At 40.7% G+C, this 17,592-nt stretch carries 19 protein-coding genes and 1 pseudogene; 3 read left to right on the top strand and 17 right to left on the bottom strand.

The genetic code is table 11. The features are described from left to right. The 3 genes from RBI_RS06440 (at nt 1) to RBI_RS14085 (ending at nt 2,250) form a co-directional block, all read left to right on the top strand. Nucleotides 1-756 carry a class D sortase gene (locus RBI_RS06440; protein WP_038671837.1) on the top strand — a complete coding sequence of 252 codons (756 nt, stop codon included), beginning with the start codon at nt 1-3 and terminating at the stop codon, nt 754-756. A gap of 13 nt (nt 757-769) precedes the next feature. Further along, nucleotides 770-1,672, top strand: coding sequence for a hypothetical protein (locus RBI_RS06435; RefSeq protein ID WP_038671835.1), 903 nt, complete (start codon nt 770-772; stop codon nt 1,670-1,672). A gap of 107 nt (nt 1,673-1,779) precedes the next feature. Next, entirely contained in the window at nt 1,780-2,250 is a 471-nt protein-coding gene (locus RBI_RS14085) for an IS110 family transposase (RefSeq protein WP_081855982.1), read from the top strand. A gap of 547 nt (nt 2,251-2,797) precedes the next feature. Here RBI_RS14085 and RBI_RS06425 read toward each other — a convergent pair. The 17 genes and pseudogenes from RBI_RS06425 to RBI_RS06345 form a co-directional block, all read right to left on the bottom strand. Then, nucleotides 2,798-5,008: a hypothetical protein gene (locus RBI_RS06425; protein WP_038671834.1), complete on the bottom strand. Its 2,211-nt coding sequence runs from the start codon at nt 5,006-5,008 to the stop codon at nt 2,798-2,800. Further along, nucleotides 5,005-5,907 (bottom strand): ABC transporter ATP-binding protein, encoded by a 903-nt coding sequence (locus RBI_RS06420; RefSeq protein ID WP_367576850.1) that lies wholly within the window; start codon nt 5,905-5,907, stop codon nt 5,005-5,007. Before RBI_RS06420 ends, RBI_RS06425 begins: the two co-directional genes overlap by 4 nt. Further along, nucleotides 5,894-7,462: a hypothetical protein gene (locus RBI_RS06415; protein WP_038671832.1), complete on the bottom strand. Its 1,569-nt coding sequence runs from the start codon at nt 7,460-7,462 to the stop codon at nt 5,894-5,896. Before RBI_RS06415 ends, RBI_RS06420 begins: the two co-directional genes overlap by 14 nt. A 14-nt stretch (nt 7,463-7,476) precedes the next feature. Continuing rightward, a complete protein-coding gene (locus RBI_RS06410) occupies nt 7,477-8,640 on the bottom strand; it encodes a hypothetical protein (protein WP_038671830.1) in 1,164 nt (387 codons plus the stop codon). Nucleotides 8,641-8,725: 85 nt separating this feature from the next. After that, a complete protein-coding gene (locus RBI_RS06405) occupies nt 8,726-9,094 on the bottom strand; it encodes a hypothetical protein (RefSeq protein ID WP_038671828.1) in 369 nt (122 codons plus the stop codon). A 182-nt stretch (nt 9,095-9,276) separates the two neighbouring features. Next, nucleotides 9,277-9,411, bottom strand: a complete 135-nt coding sequence (locus tag RBI_RS14795) for an AgrD family cyclic lactone autoinducer peptide (RefSeq protein ID WP_117859725.1) — start codon at nt 9,409-9,411, stop codon at nt 9,277-9,279. Then, nucleotides 9,408-9,983: an accessory gene regulator ArgB-like protein gene (locus tag RBI_RS06400; RefSeq protein WP_038671826.1), complete on the bottom strand. Its 576-nt coding sequence runs from the start codon at nt 9,981-9,983 to the stop codon at nt 9,408-9,410. The genes RBI_RS14795 and RBI_RS06400 overlap by 4 nt, the downstream gene beginning before the upstream one ends. Nucleotides 9,984-10,201: 218 nt before the next feature. Beyond that, nucleotides 10,202-11,392, bottom strand: coding sequence for a GHKL domain-containing protein (locus RBI_RS06395; protein WP_038671824.1), 1,191 nt, complete (start codon nt 11,390-11,392; stop codon nt 10,202-10,204). 10 nt (nt 11,393-11,402) lie between these two features. Then, a pseudogene (locus RBI_RS15115) lies at nt 11,403-11,921 on the bottom strand (polymorphic toxin-type HINT domain-containing protein); the annotation flags it as partial. Between the two features lie 130 nt (nt 11,922-12,051). Then, nucleotides 12,052-12,483 (bottom strand): hypothetical protein, encoded by a 432-nt coding sequence (locus tag RBI_RS06385; RefSeq protein ID WP_038671820.1) that lies wholly within the window; start codon nt 12,481-12,483, stop codon nt 12,052-12,054. Between the two features lie 76 nt (nt 12,484-12,559). Next, complete coding sequence (locus RBI_RS14075; protein ID WP_051706554.1) at nt 12,560-12,994, bottom strand: hypothetical protein; 435 nt, start codon at nt 12,992-12,994, stop codon at nt 12,560-12,562. A gap of 23 nt (nt 12,995-13,017) precedes the next feature. Next, nucleotides 13,018-13,275 (bottom strand): DNA/RNA non-specific endonuclease, encoded by a 258-nt coding sequence (locus RBI_RS06375; protein WP_038671818.1) that lies wholly within the window; start codon nt 13,273-13,275, stop codon nt 13,018-13,020. 90 nt (nt 13,276-13,365) lie between these two features. Continuing rightward, a protein-coding gene (locus tag RBI_RS06370; protein WP_242843625.1) for an IS3 family transposase occupies nt 13,366-14,527 on the bottom strand; the annotation gives its coding sequence in 2 pieces (ribosomal slippage) (nt 13,366-14,241 and nt 14,243-14,527; 1,161 coding nt in all). A gap of 64 nt (nt 14,528-14,591) precedes the next feature. After that, complete coding sequence (locus RBI_RS06360) at nt 14,592-14,897, bottom strand: SpoVG family protein (RefSeq protein ID WP_051706552.1); 306 nt, start codon at nt 14,895-14,897, stop codon at nt 14,592-14,594. Nucleotides 14,898-14,919: 22 nt separating this feature from the next. After that, complete coding sequence (locus RBI_RS14070) at nt 14,920-16,323, bottom strand: DUF3849 domain-containing protein (protein WP_051706548.1); 1,404 nt, start codon at nt 16,321-16,323, stop codon at nt 14,920-14,922. Then, nucleotides 16,320-16,592 (bottom strand): hypothetical protein, encoded by a 273-nt coding sequence (locus tag RBI_RS06350; protein ID WP_038671816.1) that lies wholly within the window; start codon nt 16,590-16,592, stop codon nt 16,320-16,322. Before RBI_RS06350 ends, RBI_RS14070 begins: the two co-directional genes overlap by 4 nt. After that, nucleotides 16,589-17,428 carry a DNA adenine methylase gene (locus RBI_RS06345; protein WP_038673214.1) on the bottom strand — a complete coding sequence of 280 codons (840 nt, stop codon included), beginning with the start codon at nt 17,426-17,428 and terminating at the stop codon, nt 16,589-16,591. Before RBI_RS06345 ends, RBI_RS06350 begins: the two co-directional genes overlap by 4 nt. Nucleotides 17,429-17,592: the final 164 nt, after the last annotated feature.

The following is a 17,592-nucleotide window of genomic DNA, read 5'->3' as shown; positions in this document are numbered from 1 at the left end:
ATGGTCAGGAAAGAAGATAAAGCTTCCTCGTCTGACGCAGACAAACTGAAAAAAAATAAGAGGACGTCAGTGGCTGTAATGGTCTTGACGCCTCTTTTAGTTTTGGCTCTTTGTTTGTCTATCATGACGCTGGTAAGTTATAAAAAATTCATAGAGCTGCAAGGATATGCAGCAATAGCGTTCAATGAGAACGCTCATTTGAAAAACCCATCAGAGGATAATAAATACAGAAATGCAGACGTACTGCCTATGAAGGGATTAACAAAAGTCACAGTGCCAGATTCTGAAAATAAGACGGAACAGCATGAGATAATCTATCCGTATTACGGCGACAAATATGCCGAGCTGACCGTAAAGAATGATAAGGCAGGCATTGACAAAGAGCCTGTTTACTGGGGAGACTCTGATGATCTCCTAGCAAAAGGGGTTGTGCAATCTAACTATTCTGCATATATAGGTGCTACAGGCAGAGTTGTCCTTGCGGCACATAACCACACTTATTTCAGATATTTACCTAATATTCTAGTGGGTGATCAAGTGATACTAAAAACAGATTATGGCAAATTTACTTATGAGGTCACAGAAACTAAGGTACTTCCAGATACAGATACTTCCCTTTTGTATTATGACGTGACCGCAGATCCACCTGTAGATGATCTGATACTCTACACTTGCTGGAACAATGGATATATGGGTCTTTCAGATCAGAGGCTATATGTTATCTGCAAAGTCGTAAGCAAAGAATATAAGAATTAGGAGGGAAAGATCTGTGAAAAACAAAAAACTATACAACTACCTGCCTAATCTGATAATCTCGCTGTTTTTGGCATTTATATTCCTTGCGCTGTCACTTCTGTTTGCGGCAGATAATATTTTCTTTGAACCGACAACCTATACGAACAGTATGCACAAGATAAAAATTGAGGACACGGCTTTCCAGGAGATACAGACATATTCTGAACAACAATATGCCTACACTGGTGTTGAAGCTGATACCCTGAAGAAGTCGATTAACAAAACTGATGTATCAAACGCTATTTATAGCTATGTTGAAGATACTTTCAGTTATATTCTTGGCGAAAAGAGCGAACTTCCTGAGTTTAAGGCAGACTTTACGCTTCTTGAAAAGAATATCTCAGACGATTATACAAAATGGGCTAAAAAAGAAGGCGTTGAATATACTCAGGAACTTGAAGACATAAAGCAGAAGACAATAAAAAATGTGGAACAGGCAATTGAATCCGACCTTGACGTTATGCTTTTGAGCCATATAAATAAACCTAATGGCATTTCCACAAAGCTTAAAGATCTGCTTGTGCTTGCGAGAAAAATAAGGATAGCTCTTATTGCAACGGCTGTTATATTTATAGGCGTTATGGCAGCAGTAAACAGAAAGCATATAGGCGGTTTGCTTTATTGGGTAGGCACTTCACTTTTCTGTTCCTCAATGCTCATTCTTGTTCCGTGTGCTATCCTAAAGGGTACAAAATATTATGACGGACTTGCGATACATAATGACACTGTGTATAATGCACTCACAAGATCCATGTATGGCTTAACTGACAGCCTTATTAAATTATCGACAGTTACTCTCATAGTGGCAGTTCTTTTTATGGCACTTTTTGCGTTGATAATCAATCTGACAAAGTTCAAAAAGAAAGAAAAATGCTAAATTTATCAGACCCCTGTTTAAAATAAGGGTCTGTTTTTTTACAGAGGAAACAATTCCATTTAATAGTCGTCAATAGTTTAAAAATATGATTAAAACGTTGTAATAATATTACGATATATAATGGATTTGGAATTGTCATAGCTGAACCATTTGATGTATCTCACACAGAAAGTGATCTCTATAAGCTTGTGCAGCTCATCAAATCACTTTCAGGTGAAACAAAGGTTGTTATGGAATACACAGGTGCATATTATGAACCGATCGCCAATGCACTCCACAACCAGGTTATATTTGTATCCGTAGTCAATCCTTTGTTGATCGATGACTATGGCACAAATCGTGTTAGAAAGGTCAAGACCGATAAGAAAGATTCTCTAAAAATAGCCTCGTTTGCTATCGATAAATGGCTTGACCTTCGTGAGTACATACCTGCCAATGATATTCGCAAAACGCTTAAGATCCTTAACAGGCAGTATGTTCAATATAATAAAATTCTTGTTATGCAGAAAAACAATCTTATCAGCCTGCTTGATTCCTGCTTTCCAAATGCCAACACATTATTCACTTCACCTCGCTGAGAGTCTGACGGACACGAAAAATAGGTCGATTTCGTGCTGAAGTTTCCTCATATTCATTCTATTTCAAAGCTTTCCTTATCAGCTTTTAAGGTAAAGTATCAAAGCTGGTGCAGAAAGAACAATTACAACTATAGTGATAAAAAAGCTGCTGATATCCACTCATATTGCAAAACACAGATAAGCGTATTACCTATGACGGATTCCGTCATTAAGATTATTACAGAAGCGGCTGTGATGCTTAATTCCACTCTTGAAACGCTGTGCACAAGTTCCTGCGCATTTACTATGCTCGGGTCATGCAGGCTCTGAACTGATTTCTAAACAAATATTTTTTAATCAGACTGCTTCAAAAAAAAGATTTTGATGCGGTCTTTTAGTCATGCACTTTTTATCTTTGTGAATTGTTTGTAAATTCACTTAATTGGGGCTTGACTTTTATTTGCAGGTCTTTATCACTTTGAATTATACAAGTATTGTCATTTTAGATAAAGCTTGTATTGGATGCGTGGTTTTAAATTAATAAATATTTTTATCAAGATATTACCCTTTACAAATTCCCCACCAAAATAGGATCCAGCAAGACATACTCAAACACGCCTATCCCCAGCAGAGCCAGCAATATCGGCAAAATAAGCACCGCCGTCGCTGCAAGGAATGTCGAGATAACACTCTTGAGCTTTGCCGACAGAAAATAGATGATGAGCATTGCGCAGAGCAAAGCGAGATACCGCCCAAGGCTTATAAGAATGAGATATTCTTTGATAGAAATATCAAAAGTTGAAAGTGATTCTATCGAGCAGGCTGGGGCATTTATCCCTCTTGTGCCGTATGCGTTCAGCACGTTGTAAAAGTACGGCGCATAGGTCAGTGCGAAAATCATCGTCACAATGACAACGCCTATGCCGAACTTGCAGAGAAATGTGTCCTCTCTGCCTCTTGCGGAGGTTTTCAGCAGAACGTTCGCACCTGTCTGATACTCGGCGGCATAGACATAGGTAAGGCAAAGTATCACCATTGTCATTGCCGTCAGACCCAGCGTTAAGTCCTTGTTTCCTGCGGTTTCGCCGCCTGTCAGCAGCTTGTAGCCGCTGTCATAAACGAACTGCCCATCCTCTGTTGTCTGCAAATATTCGGCGTGCTGTTTCACCTCGTCAAAGGCGTACTGCGGAGCAAGTATATCCTGATACTTCATCATTATGAAAACACCGTCACCATCTGAATTTGCCATTTCCTCCGACATTTTCATCTGCGCGTCGGCAAATTTCTGCGCCTCAGCGTCTATCATTTTCTGCTTTTCGGCGGTGTACTCGCCCTCAAATTTCAACATATACTGCTTGTAATAAACCTCGTCCGCTGATGAAAAGCTCTCGCTGATAGGAGAATATGAAACTGCGGTGATGACAGCAAATGCTATCAAAATCAGCAGAGCCTTGCCGCCGATAAAGACCTTGTAGCACTCTTGCAAAAAGAGATTTGTTGTCCTGCCTTTGAAAATACTGAACTTTGCAAGGCTGAATTTTCTTGTACGGCTTTTAATAACCCTTTGCTTTGAAAAAATCAGCACGGAGAGTATGGACAATATGAGCAGCAATACTATCGCCGAGCCGACAAACACAGCCATATAGTTCACAGGTTTTCCAAAAATATTGAGGTTCAGATAGCTCGCGAAGAGGTCTTTTGTGTTGGCGTATGCAAGAATATTAATGTATTTTAGCGGACAAAGATAGCTGGTGCTCGGTATGGTATAGTACAGCACAGCTTCCGCCGCTATGGTTATCATCAGCGCGCCGTATACCTTTACAGCGGTGTTCGATACCACCGTCACAAGGTAGATGATCGTTGCAAATACGCAGTAAACTGCAAGTTTCGCCGCTAGGAAAAGTGCAAAGTATTGCAGTACGGATATTTTCAAATTACTGCCGTTAAGTTCGTATACCGACTGTATCTGCCTTGACAGATTGCCGAAGCCGTATGTAAAATATGAAACTGCGAAGTTCACGGCGTAAAGCAAGATCTCAGCTGCCATCGCCGCCGCAAAACAGGTGAAAAGCTTTGCGATACCGAGCGGCATTCTGCCCTTGAAAGTCGTGCGCGCGAGGGTTATCTGGTCAAGCTCTTTTTCACGGGTGACTATCGTCACCACCACGGTCATTATCATCAGCATTGCGATAAGGTCGGTGGCGATGAAACCTGTTGCCATTGAAACGCCCTTTGAGGGTGCGGCGGTGAGCTTAGAGCCTTTGAGGTGGGCGAAGTCCGCAGGCGTTCGTGCGATATTTTTGTAGCTGAAACTGTCAGGGTCAGCAAACAGCGAAATACCCGTCATTTTCCGTGCGGTGCTGTCGATATTTTCAAGATAGCTGTCATAATTTTCGCAGGCTGATATCTCCTCAAAAAGGCGGTCGGTCAGCTCTATTTCGGGGTAGATATCGTTTGTAAATTCAAGATAGTCCTTGTTTTTATAGCTTTTCAAAAGTTCCTCAGCATTGCAGTTTTCCTGCGAAATATCCTCTCCAAATGACAGCCTTTGTATCAACTCAAGCTCCGTCTTTTTCTGCAAAATCCGCTCAAAAGCAGTGTGAGTGTCAAGCCCCTCAATGGTCTGATAAGCGGCTTTGTACTGCTCTGGGGTGTACTCAAGCGTCTGTTTTGTCTCGTTTATATACAGCAAAACGCCGTTGAGAATCAGCAGAACGGCGAAAATTGCAATAGTTGTGCGCTTGCAGAACGCTTTTATCAGTTCGTTTATGAAGATCATCGGCTCGCCCCCTGGTCGAAATAATAGAGGTAGAGGTCCTCAAGGTCGGGCTTGCAGGTTTTGCATTCGTAAGTTGGCGGCTGTTCGCTGATAACACGGACGTAGATATTTTTCTCGTCCTTTGAGATATTTCCCACCTTGTATTTTGCGGAAATTTCGTCCAGCATACTCTCGTCGGCGGTTATCTCGAACACTTTGCCGTCGATCTTTTCGCAGAGGATATGAGGCGCACCGCTGTCGATTATCTCGCCCCTTTTCATCAGCAGGACTTCTTTTGCGATAAACTCGATATCCGAAACAACGTGGGTTGCGATTATGACTATCTTGTCGAAAGCTATTTGTGCCACCAGATTTCTTATACGGATACGCTCCTTCGGGTCAAGACCTGCGGTAGGCTCGTCGAGGATAATGACTTTCGGTTCGCCGAGCATAGCCTGTGCGATGAGGGCACGCTGTTTCATACCGCCCGAAAAGCCGCCGAGGCGTTTGTTTCGGCTGTCCTGCAAGTTGACAAGGTTGATTAGCTTTTCTATCTGCGGCTTTGCGTCAGCTTTTTTCATGCCTTTGAGGGCAGCCATATAGTAGAGAAAACGCTCCAGCGTAAAGTTTGGATAAATCCCTTGTTGTTGGGGCATAAAGCCGAGAATTTTGCGGAAGTCGGCGTCCATTGTGCTTGTTTCAACGCCGTCAAATTTCACCGAGCCGGAAGTTGGTTTCAGATTGTCGGTGATGATATTCATAAGGGTGGATTTGCCTGCACCGTTCGGTCCAAGCAGACCGTACACCCCTGCGGTGAACTCATAATTGAAGTTTTGAAGGGCAGTGAAGCTGCCGTATTGTTTGGTGAGGTTTGTTAGGGTGAGAGTCATGTTGTTTTCTCCGGTTTTATTCTTTATCAAATTTTCCATGCTGCTCGTTCAGCTCGTTTAAAACCTCGTCTATTCCTGCGGCTTTCAGCTGTTCATTTGCTGCGAACAAGGCTTCGTCAAGGCTTTGATATTCGCCGTAATCGCCGTAGAACAGACCGTAAAAATCGTCATAGACCGCCGCCGTTTTCTCCAATTTTTCGGCAAGATCGTCGGATACCTCCAAACCGTAAAACGGAGATACCTCGGAATGCTCCCAGCATATCGCAATATCCTCCCGCTTGCTTTGATTGTCCTGCGAATTGCTTTCGGCGATAATGGAATTAGTCATTGTCGCGGCGACGTCGTAAAACGGCAGAGCGTTCTTGTTCGGGTACTTTTCGCCGTCCTTGACCGCATAATTTCGTCCCTCTGCGCCGTTGTAAATTATGTTCGCAAGCTCTTCGTCCGTGTTCAGCAGAGCGAGCAGTTCAAACGCCGTTTCCTTGTTCTTGCTAGAGGACGATATCCCCACGACTCCGTTCAGTTCCTCCTGCTGCAAATATCCGCTTGAAACGATTTTCGACGAATCATAATAAAGCGGCATTGCCGGCGACAGGCTGCAAATATAAGCGTCGTTCGCAATATCGACGTTGTTTGATATATATCCATTTTGCGAATATTCATATACGGTCTTGAGATATTTCAAGGCTTTTTCATTCTCGAAAATATTTTCCGCCAGTCCCGTTTCGGCGTTGATATACACGCCCTTGTATCTGCAAAATCCCGCCATCTCATAATACAGTTCGCAGGTGCTGTCGAGCAGCAGACCACGTTTCCCCTCGTCCGCAAGGCTTTGCAGATACGGCTCGAGATCTTCTAGGCTTTGGATATCGTCTGTATTTACCCCGTATTCGTTGCAAACATCGCCGTTAAGCAACAATACCAGCGGCTGAGCAAGCGTATAGTCGGTGGTTTTTCCGTATATCATACCGTCGGCACAGGTCGTCTGCTTCCAGACTATGCCGTCGAACCCGTCGTAAAACGCTTTTCCGCTGTCGGTCTGAAAATAATCGTTCAAAGGTTCTAGATAACCCCTTTCTACAAACAGATTAAAGGTATCTCCGTAACCGCCCAGCGCGCTCATGCCCAGCCCCGTGTTGACTATATCGACCTGCTCGTTATTTTTGAGCATACTTTCGTAAACGTCCATGTTTGGGTACAGCTCGCCCGTTTTGAAATCAAACTCGCCGTTCATTACAAAATCAACGTAAAAGTCATATCCGTTTTTATCCAGATACTCGTTCACAGTGTTTTCAATGTAAATTTCATCGTATATTCTCGGGTCGTCGTCAGTAGTTGTAAAGGTCGTATCGTAGTTTGTAAGATATACGATCTTTGTTTTATTTTCATAAGTGAGGGATTCTGCCGTTTCAACGTCAAAACGCGAAAATCCGAACTTGTCAAAGCCGTAACCGTAATCCTTTTCTTCGGCTGATGAAGTACCTGAGCTTACTTCCGAGCCGGTCTTGTTTGCATTATCGGAGCACGCTGTTAGACCGAGCATGACCAGCGAGATCAGGCAGGCTAAATATTCTTTCTTACCCATTGCTCATTCCCCTCTTACTGCTCAAATTTAAAATCGGCATTTTCAAATTTCAGACTCCAAAAGTCCTCGTCGGAGAGCAGTCCGAAGCTGTCGCGTTCGGAGTCCTGATAGTGTATCAAATGCCCGTTTGACGTGTGTCCCAGAACCGATACGTAAACATCGCCGTCAAATTCGGTCGTAAGGTCTTTTCCGTCCGACGTATCGAACACTCCTGCACTGCGTATCTCGCTTTTGCCGTCCGCAGTACTGTACATATAAAACACCCTGTTTCCGATCATGCAGACATCGCTGACATAGCCGTCCCGTTTAAACAAAACCTCTGTCCCACCGCCGTCGAGATCATAGGAGCAGACCTGCGAATGGGAATCGTCATCGTCGGAAACGACATAAAGCATTTTACCGCCGTTGCACTGCCAGACGTTGACGGAATCTTCCATTTCAAGTACCGTCATCCTCTCCGAGCCGTCGATATCATAGCATTCGACAGCGGAATGAACGCTGTTTTCGGAATATTCGCTGTGCTGGAAATATATCTTGTTTTTGTACAGCAAAAGACTCTTCTTACCGATCACGGTTTCGTTTGCAGTGCCGATGTCCATATATTTTTCAAAAGAAAAATCGGAAAGGTCAACCGAACAGAGCGAATAATTCTCCCGCAATCCAACACTGTCGGTATCGTTCATTTCAAATTCCGAGCCGACAAAGAACAGTCTGCCGCCGTCAAGCACAGGATTAACCATGGTGCAAAGCGACAGTTCCGCGGTAAACGCAAGCTTTCTGTTCATGCCGTCGGTATCGGCGGTATAAATAAGAAACTCGTTCAGCTCGCCCGTGCATATCGAGTATAGCGTATCGTTATAAAGAAAAGCATAGTTATAAAAGTACCCCTCTTTTGGAGCGACAGCCGAGCATTTTGTATCGGCGTTTTCTGCAGCGGTCTGATGCTTACAATCGGGCTGTGTGCAGAAAATCTCATAGCTGTTGGTTTTCAAATCCCAGAGGTAAAGTCTGCCGTCGTTTTCCCTGAAAGCGTAGCTGTCGGAAACGGTTATATTCGCCCCGAATTCGACGGGTTCGTTTACATTTGCGTCCGAGGTCTTATCCGGCTGTTTTCCGCATGATGGCAGAAGCAGGGCAGCGGCGGTCATGGTCATTACGATCAATGCTTTAATTTTCATTTCGGTTATCTCCATATTCTATAGAATAATACCGCACGGAAATATCACTATATGTCAGTGCGGCATTATTTTTTAGAATTATCCGTTATACCAAGTAACCTGTATATACAGTAGCGTTGTTTAATTTATGTGTTATTGTCGCACTTTTAAACGTTCCGCCGGAAGGTGTGGAGCAGGTTGTGCTAACGCCTCTTGTATAGCTGTTGCCGCTACCTGTGTTAAGTGTATTTCCGCTCTTTGTATAGTAAAGCACGATGTTAACTCCTACCGTTTTTTTCGATCCGTCCTTTGTTGATGTTGAAGCATAGACGCTGCTTGAGGAACTCTTGTAAGCAGTGCAATACGCTCCGTTTTTTTCGAGATCAGTATATGCGCTCGCACCCATAGCCGAAATCGAAGCCATCATCATTACGGCAGCACCCATAGCTACTATCTTCTTAACCATTTTTGTCATTTTAAATACCTCCATTGTCTTAATATATTAGTATCACAAACGATCTACTTTGTTGCAAATCATTTTAAACTTTGTATGTTCGCACAAATGTTATTGTACATTTTTGTGTATTTTATCTCTGCATTGGAAACACCTTACCCCTCCTAATTAAACCGATTATTAAACGATTCTGTGGTTATCTATTACTTCTTTTCTTTCTTAAATTTAGGTTCTTTAGGTTGATATGCCCCCCAATGTGATGCAGAACCACAGGCTGCCTTTGCCATATGTCCAACAAGCGCCTTGACTGATTTTGCTACAGCAACTTTAATTTTCATAAGAAATCCCCCCTTTTCATAAATCTTGCGTATATTATAAATATTGAAACTAAGGCTAAAGTCAGCAGAATTATTAGCCCTAGGTCTACACCTTTTATAATTAATACGATGCTTATTGCAGATAGCACTACTGATAAAACGGTAGAAATAATTTTATAGACAGTTCTATTTTCTATCGGTTTATTCTTGTTCTCAATCGGTGCCAATAAAACAATGGTTACTACTTGAAAAATAGCAATTAGTATAATTGACTTTAAAGAAATATGTCTTATTATTTTAAATATCAACAACAATATAACAAAAGATATTGAGATCACTAAATTACATTTAATATATGTATTTGCATGATATCCCCCAGTAAATGATCTCATTATAATGAACACTGCCAAAAACATTGTGCTCTCAAAAGTATAATTTGTTACTATACCTATGATAGATATTAAGGCTATATTAATTAATGATGATAATGTAATTTCTATTCCGTATCTGTAAAATTCTATTTCTTCTGTATCCTTAGAAATTACATTATTCTTGATCATAAAATTCAAAATTATCGATACTAATCTCTTCATTACTTCCACCAAGTCTTTTATTTACTATAATATACAAGTTATTTACAATCAAGTCAAGCAATTTGGCGTGACGTGTAAGTTTTTGTCGTGAAATACAAAAAGAGAACTGTCCACCATATAAAAACCGGCGTAACAGCTCCCTTTTTCGTTATAAATTTAATTTGTTTCTCTCAATTTGCTATGACTTAAATTTGCCAATACAAAGAGATTTTAACGTTTTACAGTAAAGTTGATTTTAACGTTATCAAACATGTGAACACTTTATCCGATTCGTAAAATTCACATCTTCCCTGATATTTTTCTGCAATCTCTCGTATTATTTTAATTCCCCACCCATGCTTATGAACATTTAATTTTGTTGTTTTAAGGCTCGGATTTCTTTTTAAAACAGACTCATTTATTGCATTTCTGACTACTATTCTATATATGTCCATTGTTTTACTGATGTCAAGGTTAATGAACCTTTCTGACTCGTCAGTTATTTTTTCACTAGCCGTTATAGCATTGTCAAGCGTATTGCTTAAAATATGAAGCATATCAATATCATCTATACCATCAAAGCTCTTAATGCAGCTGCAATTTGTTCTGATTCCTTCTGTCGCTGCGACTGCAAACTTAGAATTTATAATAGCATTTACAATATAATTGTCTGTATTTACAAAGCTTTCACTGATTGATATAACGTTAACATATTTCTCTATGTACTTCATTGATTCATCTGCGTGTCCCTGAGCTATCATTGTATATACAGCGGACAACTGATCTTTCAAATCATGTCTAATCTTTCTTATCGAATCATATTGCTGACTTGCATTCTCTATATATTGGTGACCGTATTGCTCTTGGACCTTTAAAAGTTCCAGTTCTTTTTTCTGATTATTTTTCACAGAAATAGAATCAATCATATAAAAGATTATAATGTTAACTGCAACTATCGTTAAAATCAATAAGTTTATATAGAGTCTCTGCGTTGAATCAATAGCTATCAAATGAAGTAAGAACATCATAATAATGGATATTGCAAGTATTAATATAATAGCGATCCACTCAACTGCATTAAAGTTCTCAGAAGTCGTTGCCAATAATTTCAGCATCAACTTTACTGAAATAAAGAATAATGCCTGTGCAAAAATCAATACCGTAAAACGAGCAAATCCGGATTCCGTAACTATTTCTTTTATTGACATTGAATTTACTGATGAAACAAAATTAAGCGTATCTTCAATTGACCATATAACGAGATACGAATTTTCGCCTATAGAACCCTCAGCCCCGTTATGAGATAGCAAAAACTTTTTATACTGTTCCGGAAATTTAATTTTTAATTTATCTTCAGTTTTATTTATTTCTAATGGATTGCTTGGTTCATTCAATTCCATATCCGTCATATATTTTTCCGCTATATTCATTCTTCTTTCCTCATTTCATTTGATTTTTTGCTTGAGCTTGTATTCGCTTCCAAAACTTGGTGTATTTTGCATGTTCAGACTGCGTAAGCGCAATTTTATTAGAATGGTTCGTTGGGCTACCACTAAATTTAACAGGATGTACTTCATGAATTTGTTTTCCTTTTAATTCAGGATTTTGTCTATGAATCTGAGCATTTTCACTATTAGCAGATTTTCTTGCTTTTGTATATTCTTCTCCTTCAAGAAGTTTAAGTTTTCCATCTGGCTTTGGTCCACCTTTTGGATAACCTTCCCAATCTGTAATCTCAATCTCACCATTCTTGCGTACGATGCACTCCGCATTATGTACCCAAACCGCACACTCACCAACAAAGTAAGTATGATAATCCTCAACCTGAAAATTATACACGGAAACAGATTCAGCAGTTTCTTCAATGAAGAATTTCACAATTACTAAGTCTTCACCATTCACACTGATAAGCTTATCACCAACAAGAAGACTTCCTGCATTGATAAAGCCTCTACCTTGAACGTATAAGTGTTGAGTATAGACTGAATGCTTCCTGCAGCTTGCCGTTTAAAAAGGCTATTTGTGAGTTGGATATAACTTCAGCTAATTGCTCATTGACTTCAACCATAATTTTATCTTTTAAAATTTATCAATGACTTATATTTTTTTTGCATTCATTAAACCATTCTTCGACTAACTCAATTACATCCTTATCATAAACATCAGTTACATTTTCATAATTGTAATTTGAGTCAAATGACTTAGAGTTAACATTGTATACTAATTTGAATTCGTGTGGACACTTTGCATCATAGGTATCACAAAGCTCAACAATGCTTTCTATATCTTCTATTCCACAATGAAAGAATTCCTTAATTTGAGCATCTGAACACCAATCATTGGTTGTGAACAACTTGCCATCTTTCTCAAAAAATGCGTCAATATACTCTTCGTTATCATTTTGTAATATGTATACATATATAACGTCTGCACTCTTTTCAGAATTCTTAAGTAATTCAAGGCAAAGCGAAATAACATTAGCTTGTGCATCAACAAATGCGTCTTCAAATCCTTTTAACATGGTTAACCTCCTATTTTTTAATGGGGATTAATAAATTTGCCATCTATTTTGTATGAAACATCAAATGCTAACAGTCTCAATTACAAGAGATTTCGGACTCACATTCTTTCTGCCATTCTTTATAAATATCTACTAAGTCAACATCATTCTCCATTGCAATATCATCATAGTTGTATTTCGCATCAAAAGACTTAGTCTTAACATTGTAACTTAATTTAAACTCATATGGGCATTTACCATCGTAAGTATCACATACTTCAACAATATTGTCAACATCTTCCACACCGCAGTCAAAAAAATCATTGATTTGATCGTCATCGAACCAATTGTTTAAAAGGTAGATTTTCTTATCTTTAGCAAAAAATGCGTTAAAAAAAATCTGCGTATCACTTTGATAAATATAAATATATATCATATCAGCTTCTTTCTTGTTATTTTCTAATAACTCTAAAGCTAGCGATATCGTTCTTGCCTGCGCATCTGTAAAAGCATCTTCAAATCCTTGTAACATATCAATTCTCCTTTAAATTATTTCTATTGTTTAAATATTCGTCTAAACAGTTCACCGTCAATTTTGTAGGATACGTTAAAAGAAGAAGGACGAGATGAACCGTTTTTATATGATAACTTAATATCTACATCAGTAACGTTTTGTCCATTTTTTAATGCATTTGACCACTCCCTTTCCATACTGCGATAATTATCTGTATTTTTTACAGCTCTATTTAAATCACTTCTCTGCGAAACCAGGTTATCCAAATCCGGAGAACCACCAAATTGGTCTGCAAACAAATATAATGTCCCCCTTGTCAAGACACAAATGAAAAAAATTATCGTGACAGCGAAAACTTTGTATAGCCATCCAAAAAACGTAAGCAAAATTTATGCAGCATTGCATACAGACTTGGCTTGGTAAACCTGCACAGGCAACTTGTAGCCAAGCGCCTGATGGGGTCTTTCGTTGTTGTAATCCTTGATGTAACTACCAATCTGCTGGCGCAGCTCTCTGGGATTGCTGTATTCATTGATATAAATCAACTCCGTTTTCAAGCTGCGAAACCAGCGTTCAATTACCACATTATCCACCCATCTAGCTTTTCCGTCCATACTCTGGCGGATATTCTTCGCTTTCAGAAATTCAATATAGTCATTGCTTGTAAACTGGCTGCCCTGATCAGAATTGATAATTTCAGGATTGCCGTATTGTTCCATGGCATTTGTGACTGCTGCTAAAACCGGTGCAGTATCCAGCGTATCAGACAATTCATAGCCCACGATAAAACGGCTGTACCAATCAATAATCGCTGTCAGATACATATGGCTACGCCCCATTTTGATATAGGTGATGTCAATTGACCATACCTGATTTGGTCGGTCAATTTTTAGATTTTTCAGCAGATACGGAAATTTTAAACTGTTCTTTCCGGGCTTTGAAAGATTGGATTTCGGATAAACCGGACAGATATTCATTTCCGCCATATAACGTCTGACAAGCTTTCTGCCGATTGCAATCCCGTCTTCCTGTACAAGCTTTTCTTTGATTTTCCGATGACCAATGTAGCAGAATTTTGTGTGCCAGTAGTCAATACGTGATTTGATGTATTCCTCACGCTCCAAGGCTTTTTCTGCCGGTTCAACAGGCTGATAGTACATCGAAGTGCGGTTGATTTCAAGCAGTTCACACTGTTCCTTAATGTTCAGCCTATCATTCTTCATAACCAGACTTTTCCTTCCAGTCAGGTCCGAGCACTTCTTCAGATTTTTTTTTGAGCCAGTCCACCTGAACTGTCAGGTGACCGATTTTCTGCATAAGCTTTTCTTCCCGCTTTTTTGAGTTCTCAGCTGCTCTTTTTGCTTCCTTTTCTGATTTTGAACCATTAAAGGCACGGGATGCATTCTCAAGAAATTCCTTTTTCCAATTTTTCAGCTGATTGACGTTGATTCCTTCACGACTTGCTATCTCGCTGATCGTCTGCTCTCCCTCCAGTATTTCTATTACGATTTTTGCCTTGTACTCCGGTGTGTATGTGTTCCTCTTCGCCATTATCGTGTCCTCCTGTTTCTTTCTTTTATTATACCACTGTCACGATGTTTTGGCAATTTTGTGTTCAGTTTCTAGGGTACATTATAGTTGCCTGTATCTGCTGAAGTTTGACATCGTAAGCATTCAGAACAGCCTGATTAAGCGCATTTCTCGCCGATTTTGTGACTGCGTGAAAAATGTCCGAATACTGTTTGTTGCCGTCACGGTCTGTGTATGAAGTTGAGGGCATATTTACAAATCTGCCTTTCTCGGTTTCCATTACTCTCAGTCCGTGAACTGCAAACATTCCGTCTATTGTCACGCTGGCATACGCTTTTACCGATGAATCCTGTTTGTCAACAAATCTGTTGATTGTTGCTGTAATTTTCATTTGCATCACCTGATCCTTTCGTTTATGACATCGTAATTTCAGGTTCTTCCGTTTCCTCAAAATCCTCGGTCAGTTCTTCCGCTTGCTCAAATACAATAACGGGAGTTTCAAATATTTCAGAATATTTCTCGATCTGCTCGTCGGTAAGCGAACAGCTGTCCCATTCGCCGTATTCGTTTTTGCAGTTTCCCGACACATAAAAAGTACCGTGAACGAGACAATCTCCAACCATTCTGTTTGGTTCGGAATTATTCAGCAGAAACTCGTCGTTGCACCAGACAAGAGCGTCCTGCTTTGGTTCGAAATATATCGGCTCGATACAGCCTTCGACCACAGACTGCATAGCATGGATATCGTGCCGAATTTCCGCTTTATATGGTGTTTTGCCGTTCTCCACTACAAGAATTTTCATCATATCATTATGGTCTGTCCGAGTAATATCAAAGTCAATAGGCTTAAATCCAACGCTGTTGCAGAAGTAAAAACCTTTATTTTTGCCCTCACAGACCTCTATAACATTAGAAACGGACATCGACTCGCCGTAATATCCGGGAGGTGTTTTGTCCGAATTGCAGAGGGCAAAAACGCTTTCAAGGCTTTTGCAGTTTACCGTACCGCCGTAGATCTGACGGTATATGGACGAATCCACGCCGCCGTGTGCCTGTGCGTAATCATAATTCATAAAAGCAAGCTTGTTACTGTCCTTGTCGTGATCGATCTGAAATATGCGTATTTTCATCTGCGGAGCTTCTATCTGCGCAAGCCGTTCAACTGCCCATTTTGGAATCTGATCATAGTCCGCAACTCCGCAGAAATCCTCACGGTAAAAATGCGCCTTCTCGCCGTCCGCAAGAAACTGCCCGAACACCTTTCTGCCCGATTTTTCGGGATCGCAGCCAAAACCTCCCGTTGCGTAGAAATACTGATTTATGGGGCTCTTGAACTGCTCATTAAGAATTTCCGGCTTAAGGATCAACAGCTTTCTTTCGTAGTCCTGCGGCTTATCGGAGTGAACGCACTGCTTTTCTCCCACAAGTCCGAGCTTGCTATATTCCTTTCTGACCTCATCGATAAAGCCGTTAAGCACGGCAGGATGAGAATCAACGCAATATTCCCGCATTTCTTTTTGGGAAATATATGGGGGGATAACAGACCTTGCCCACTCCTTATTTTCATGTGAGAAACGTCCGTCATCATTCTTATTCAGAATACTTACCGCCAGCACCCACATTGTGCGGTCATAACCGAAATCGGCAAGCGCTGTCCTGACCGCTGTATCGCTTAAATAATAGCCGTCAAAATTATCCGCAATAGCTTTTTCTATCGCATTTTTACATCGGATATTTTCTTTTTGACTTTCACGGTATGCCTCGATCTCTCCGCTTTGTTCAGCGTTTTCAAAAGAATGTCTATAAAGATAACTCATGATACAACCTCCTCATCTTCATTGCAATAATCCCACAGCGGACAATCACTGCAGTCATCATGCATAGCGCAAGTCCTCTCAATCTCTTCCTCTGAGATACCGCAGTCACGGCGTTCTCTTTCGGGAGCATTTCGCCATATCGTAAGCGTCACTCCGCTATCATCGCACTCCGTTTCTACGCTTACGGGATCGCCGTTTTCATCAAAAAGCCCCGAAAATACGCTTTTTCCGTTGTCTGCCATTACTTGTGCAAAAATTATTTTTTTCATAAAATTATACCTCCAAAATTGTCTGTTTCATCGTCAAACAGCGAAAGTTGGCGAACCGCCCGTAATCTCTCGCTTGTATCGTAATTTGAAATTAAAAGCTCCGCATACTGCGAACCTCCATCGTATCTTTGTGCAAGGTTGTTTATTCTTGAAATTTCCTCAATGTGAATATTCGGTTTGTCCCACAGCTCACGGATTTCGGGACAGTCATTGTAGGAAACAAGGAATTTACCCTTGATATCCATTAGCGAATCTCTGAGCCTAATATGATCCTTGGTTTTAAAACCCACGTCCTTGTAGTAGTTTTCGGTTGCAAAATACGGCGGATCGCAGTAAAAAAAGCTGACGGGGCGATCGTACTGCCTTATCAGCTTTTCAAAATCCTTGTTTTCAACTACTACCTTCTGCAATCTTCTTGCCGCCAAGTCTATCATCGGGAAATCCGACCAAATAGAATGCGGCTGACTTGCAAAGCTGTCAAGTCCACTTGCGTAGCTGTATCTAATAAGCTGATAAAACTTCGCCGCCCTGTCAACATCACGAAATCTGCTGAACAGACCTCGCTTGTGAAGACTAGCAATCCAGTCGAAATCTTCACGAGAATCGAGGACATAACGAAGCTTGTACTTCAGCTTATTCGGTTTATCTCTTACACAGCGGTACAGGTTTGCAAGGTTTCCGTTAAAATCGTTGTACACCTCAAAATCCATACCGGGCGGTTTGCGAAAAAGCACCCAGCCTGCGCCCCCGAAAACCTCGATATACCGTTCATAATATGGAGGAAAGCGAGCAAGCACGGCGTCACGCAACGCTTTCTTTCCGCCTACCCATGACATAAAACTGTTCATTTTTTTCCTTTCTGCTGTTTATACCAACAGCAGAAAAGTCGCTTTGCAAGCACCAGATTTTTATCTGCTGTTGGCAAAACAACCTTGTCCTAGCGCGGACGGCGCAATTTACGTTCAAATTTGATATGAACTATACTGCCTGCCCGCTGATT

Source organism: Ruminococcus bicirculans (ex Wegman et al. 2014) (assembly GCF_000723465.1).
GTDB classification, from domain to species: domain Bacteria; phylum Bacillota; class Clostridia; order Oscillospirales; family Ruminococcaceae; genus Hominimerdicola; species Hominimerdicola aceti.
This window is presented reverse-complemented; position numbering and strand designations above follow the sequence as displayed.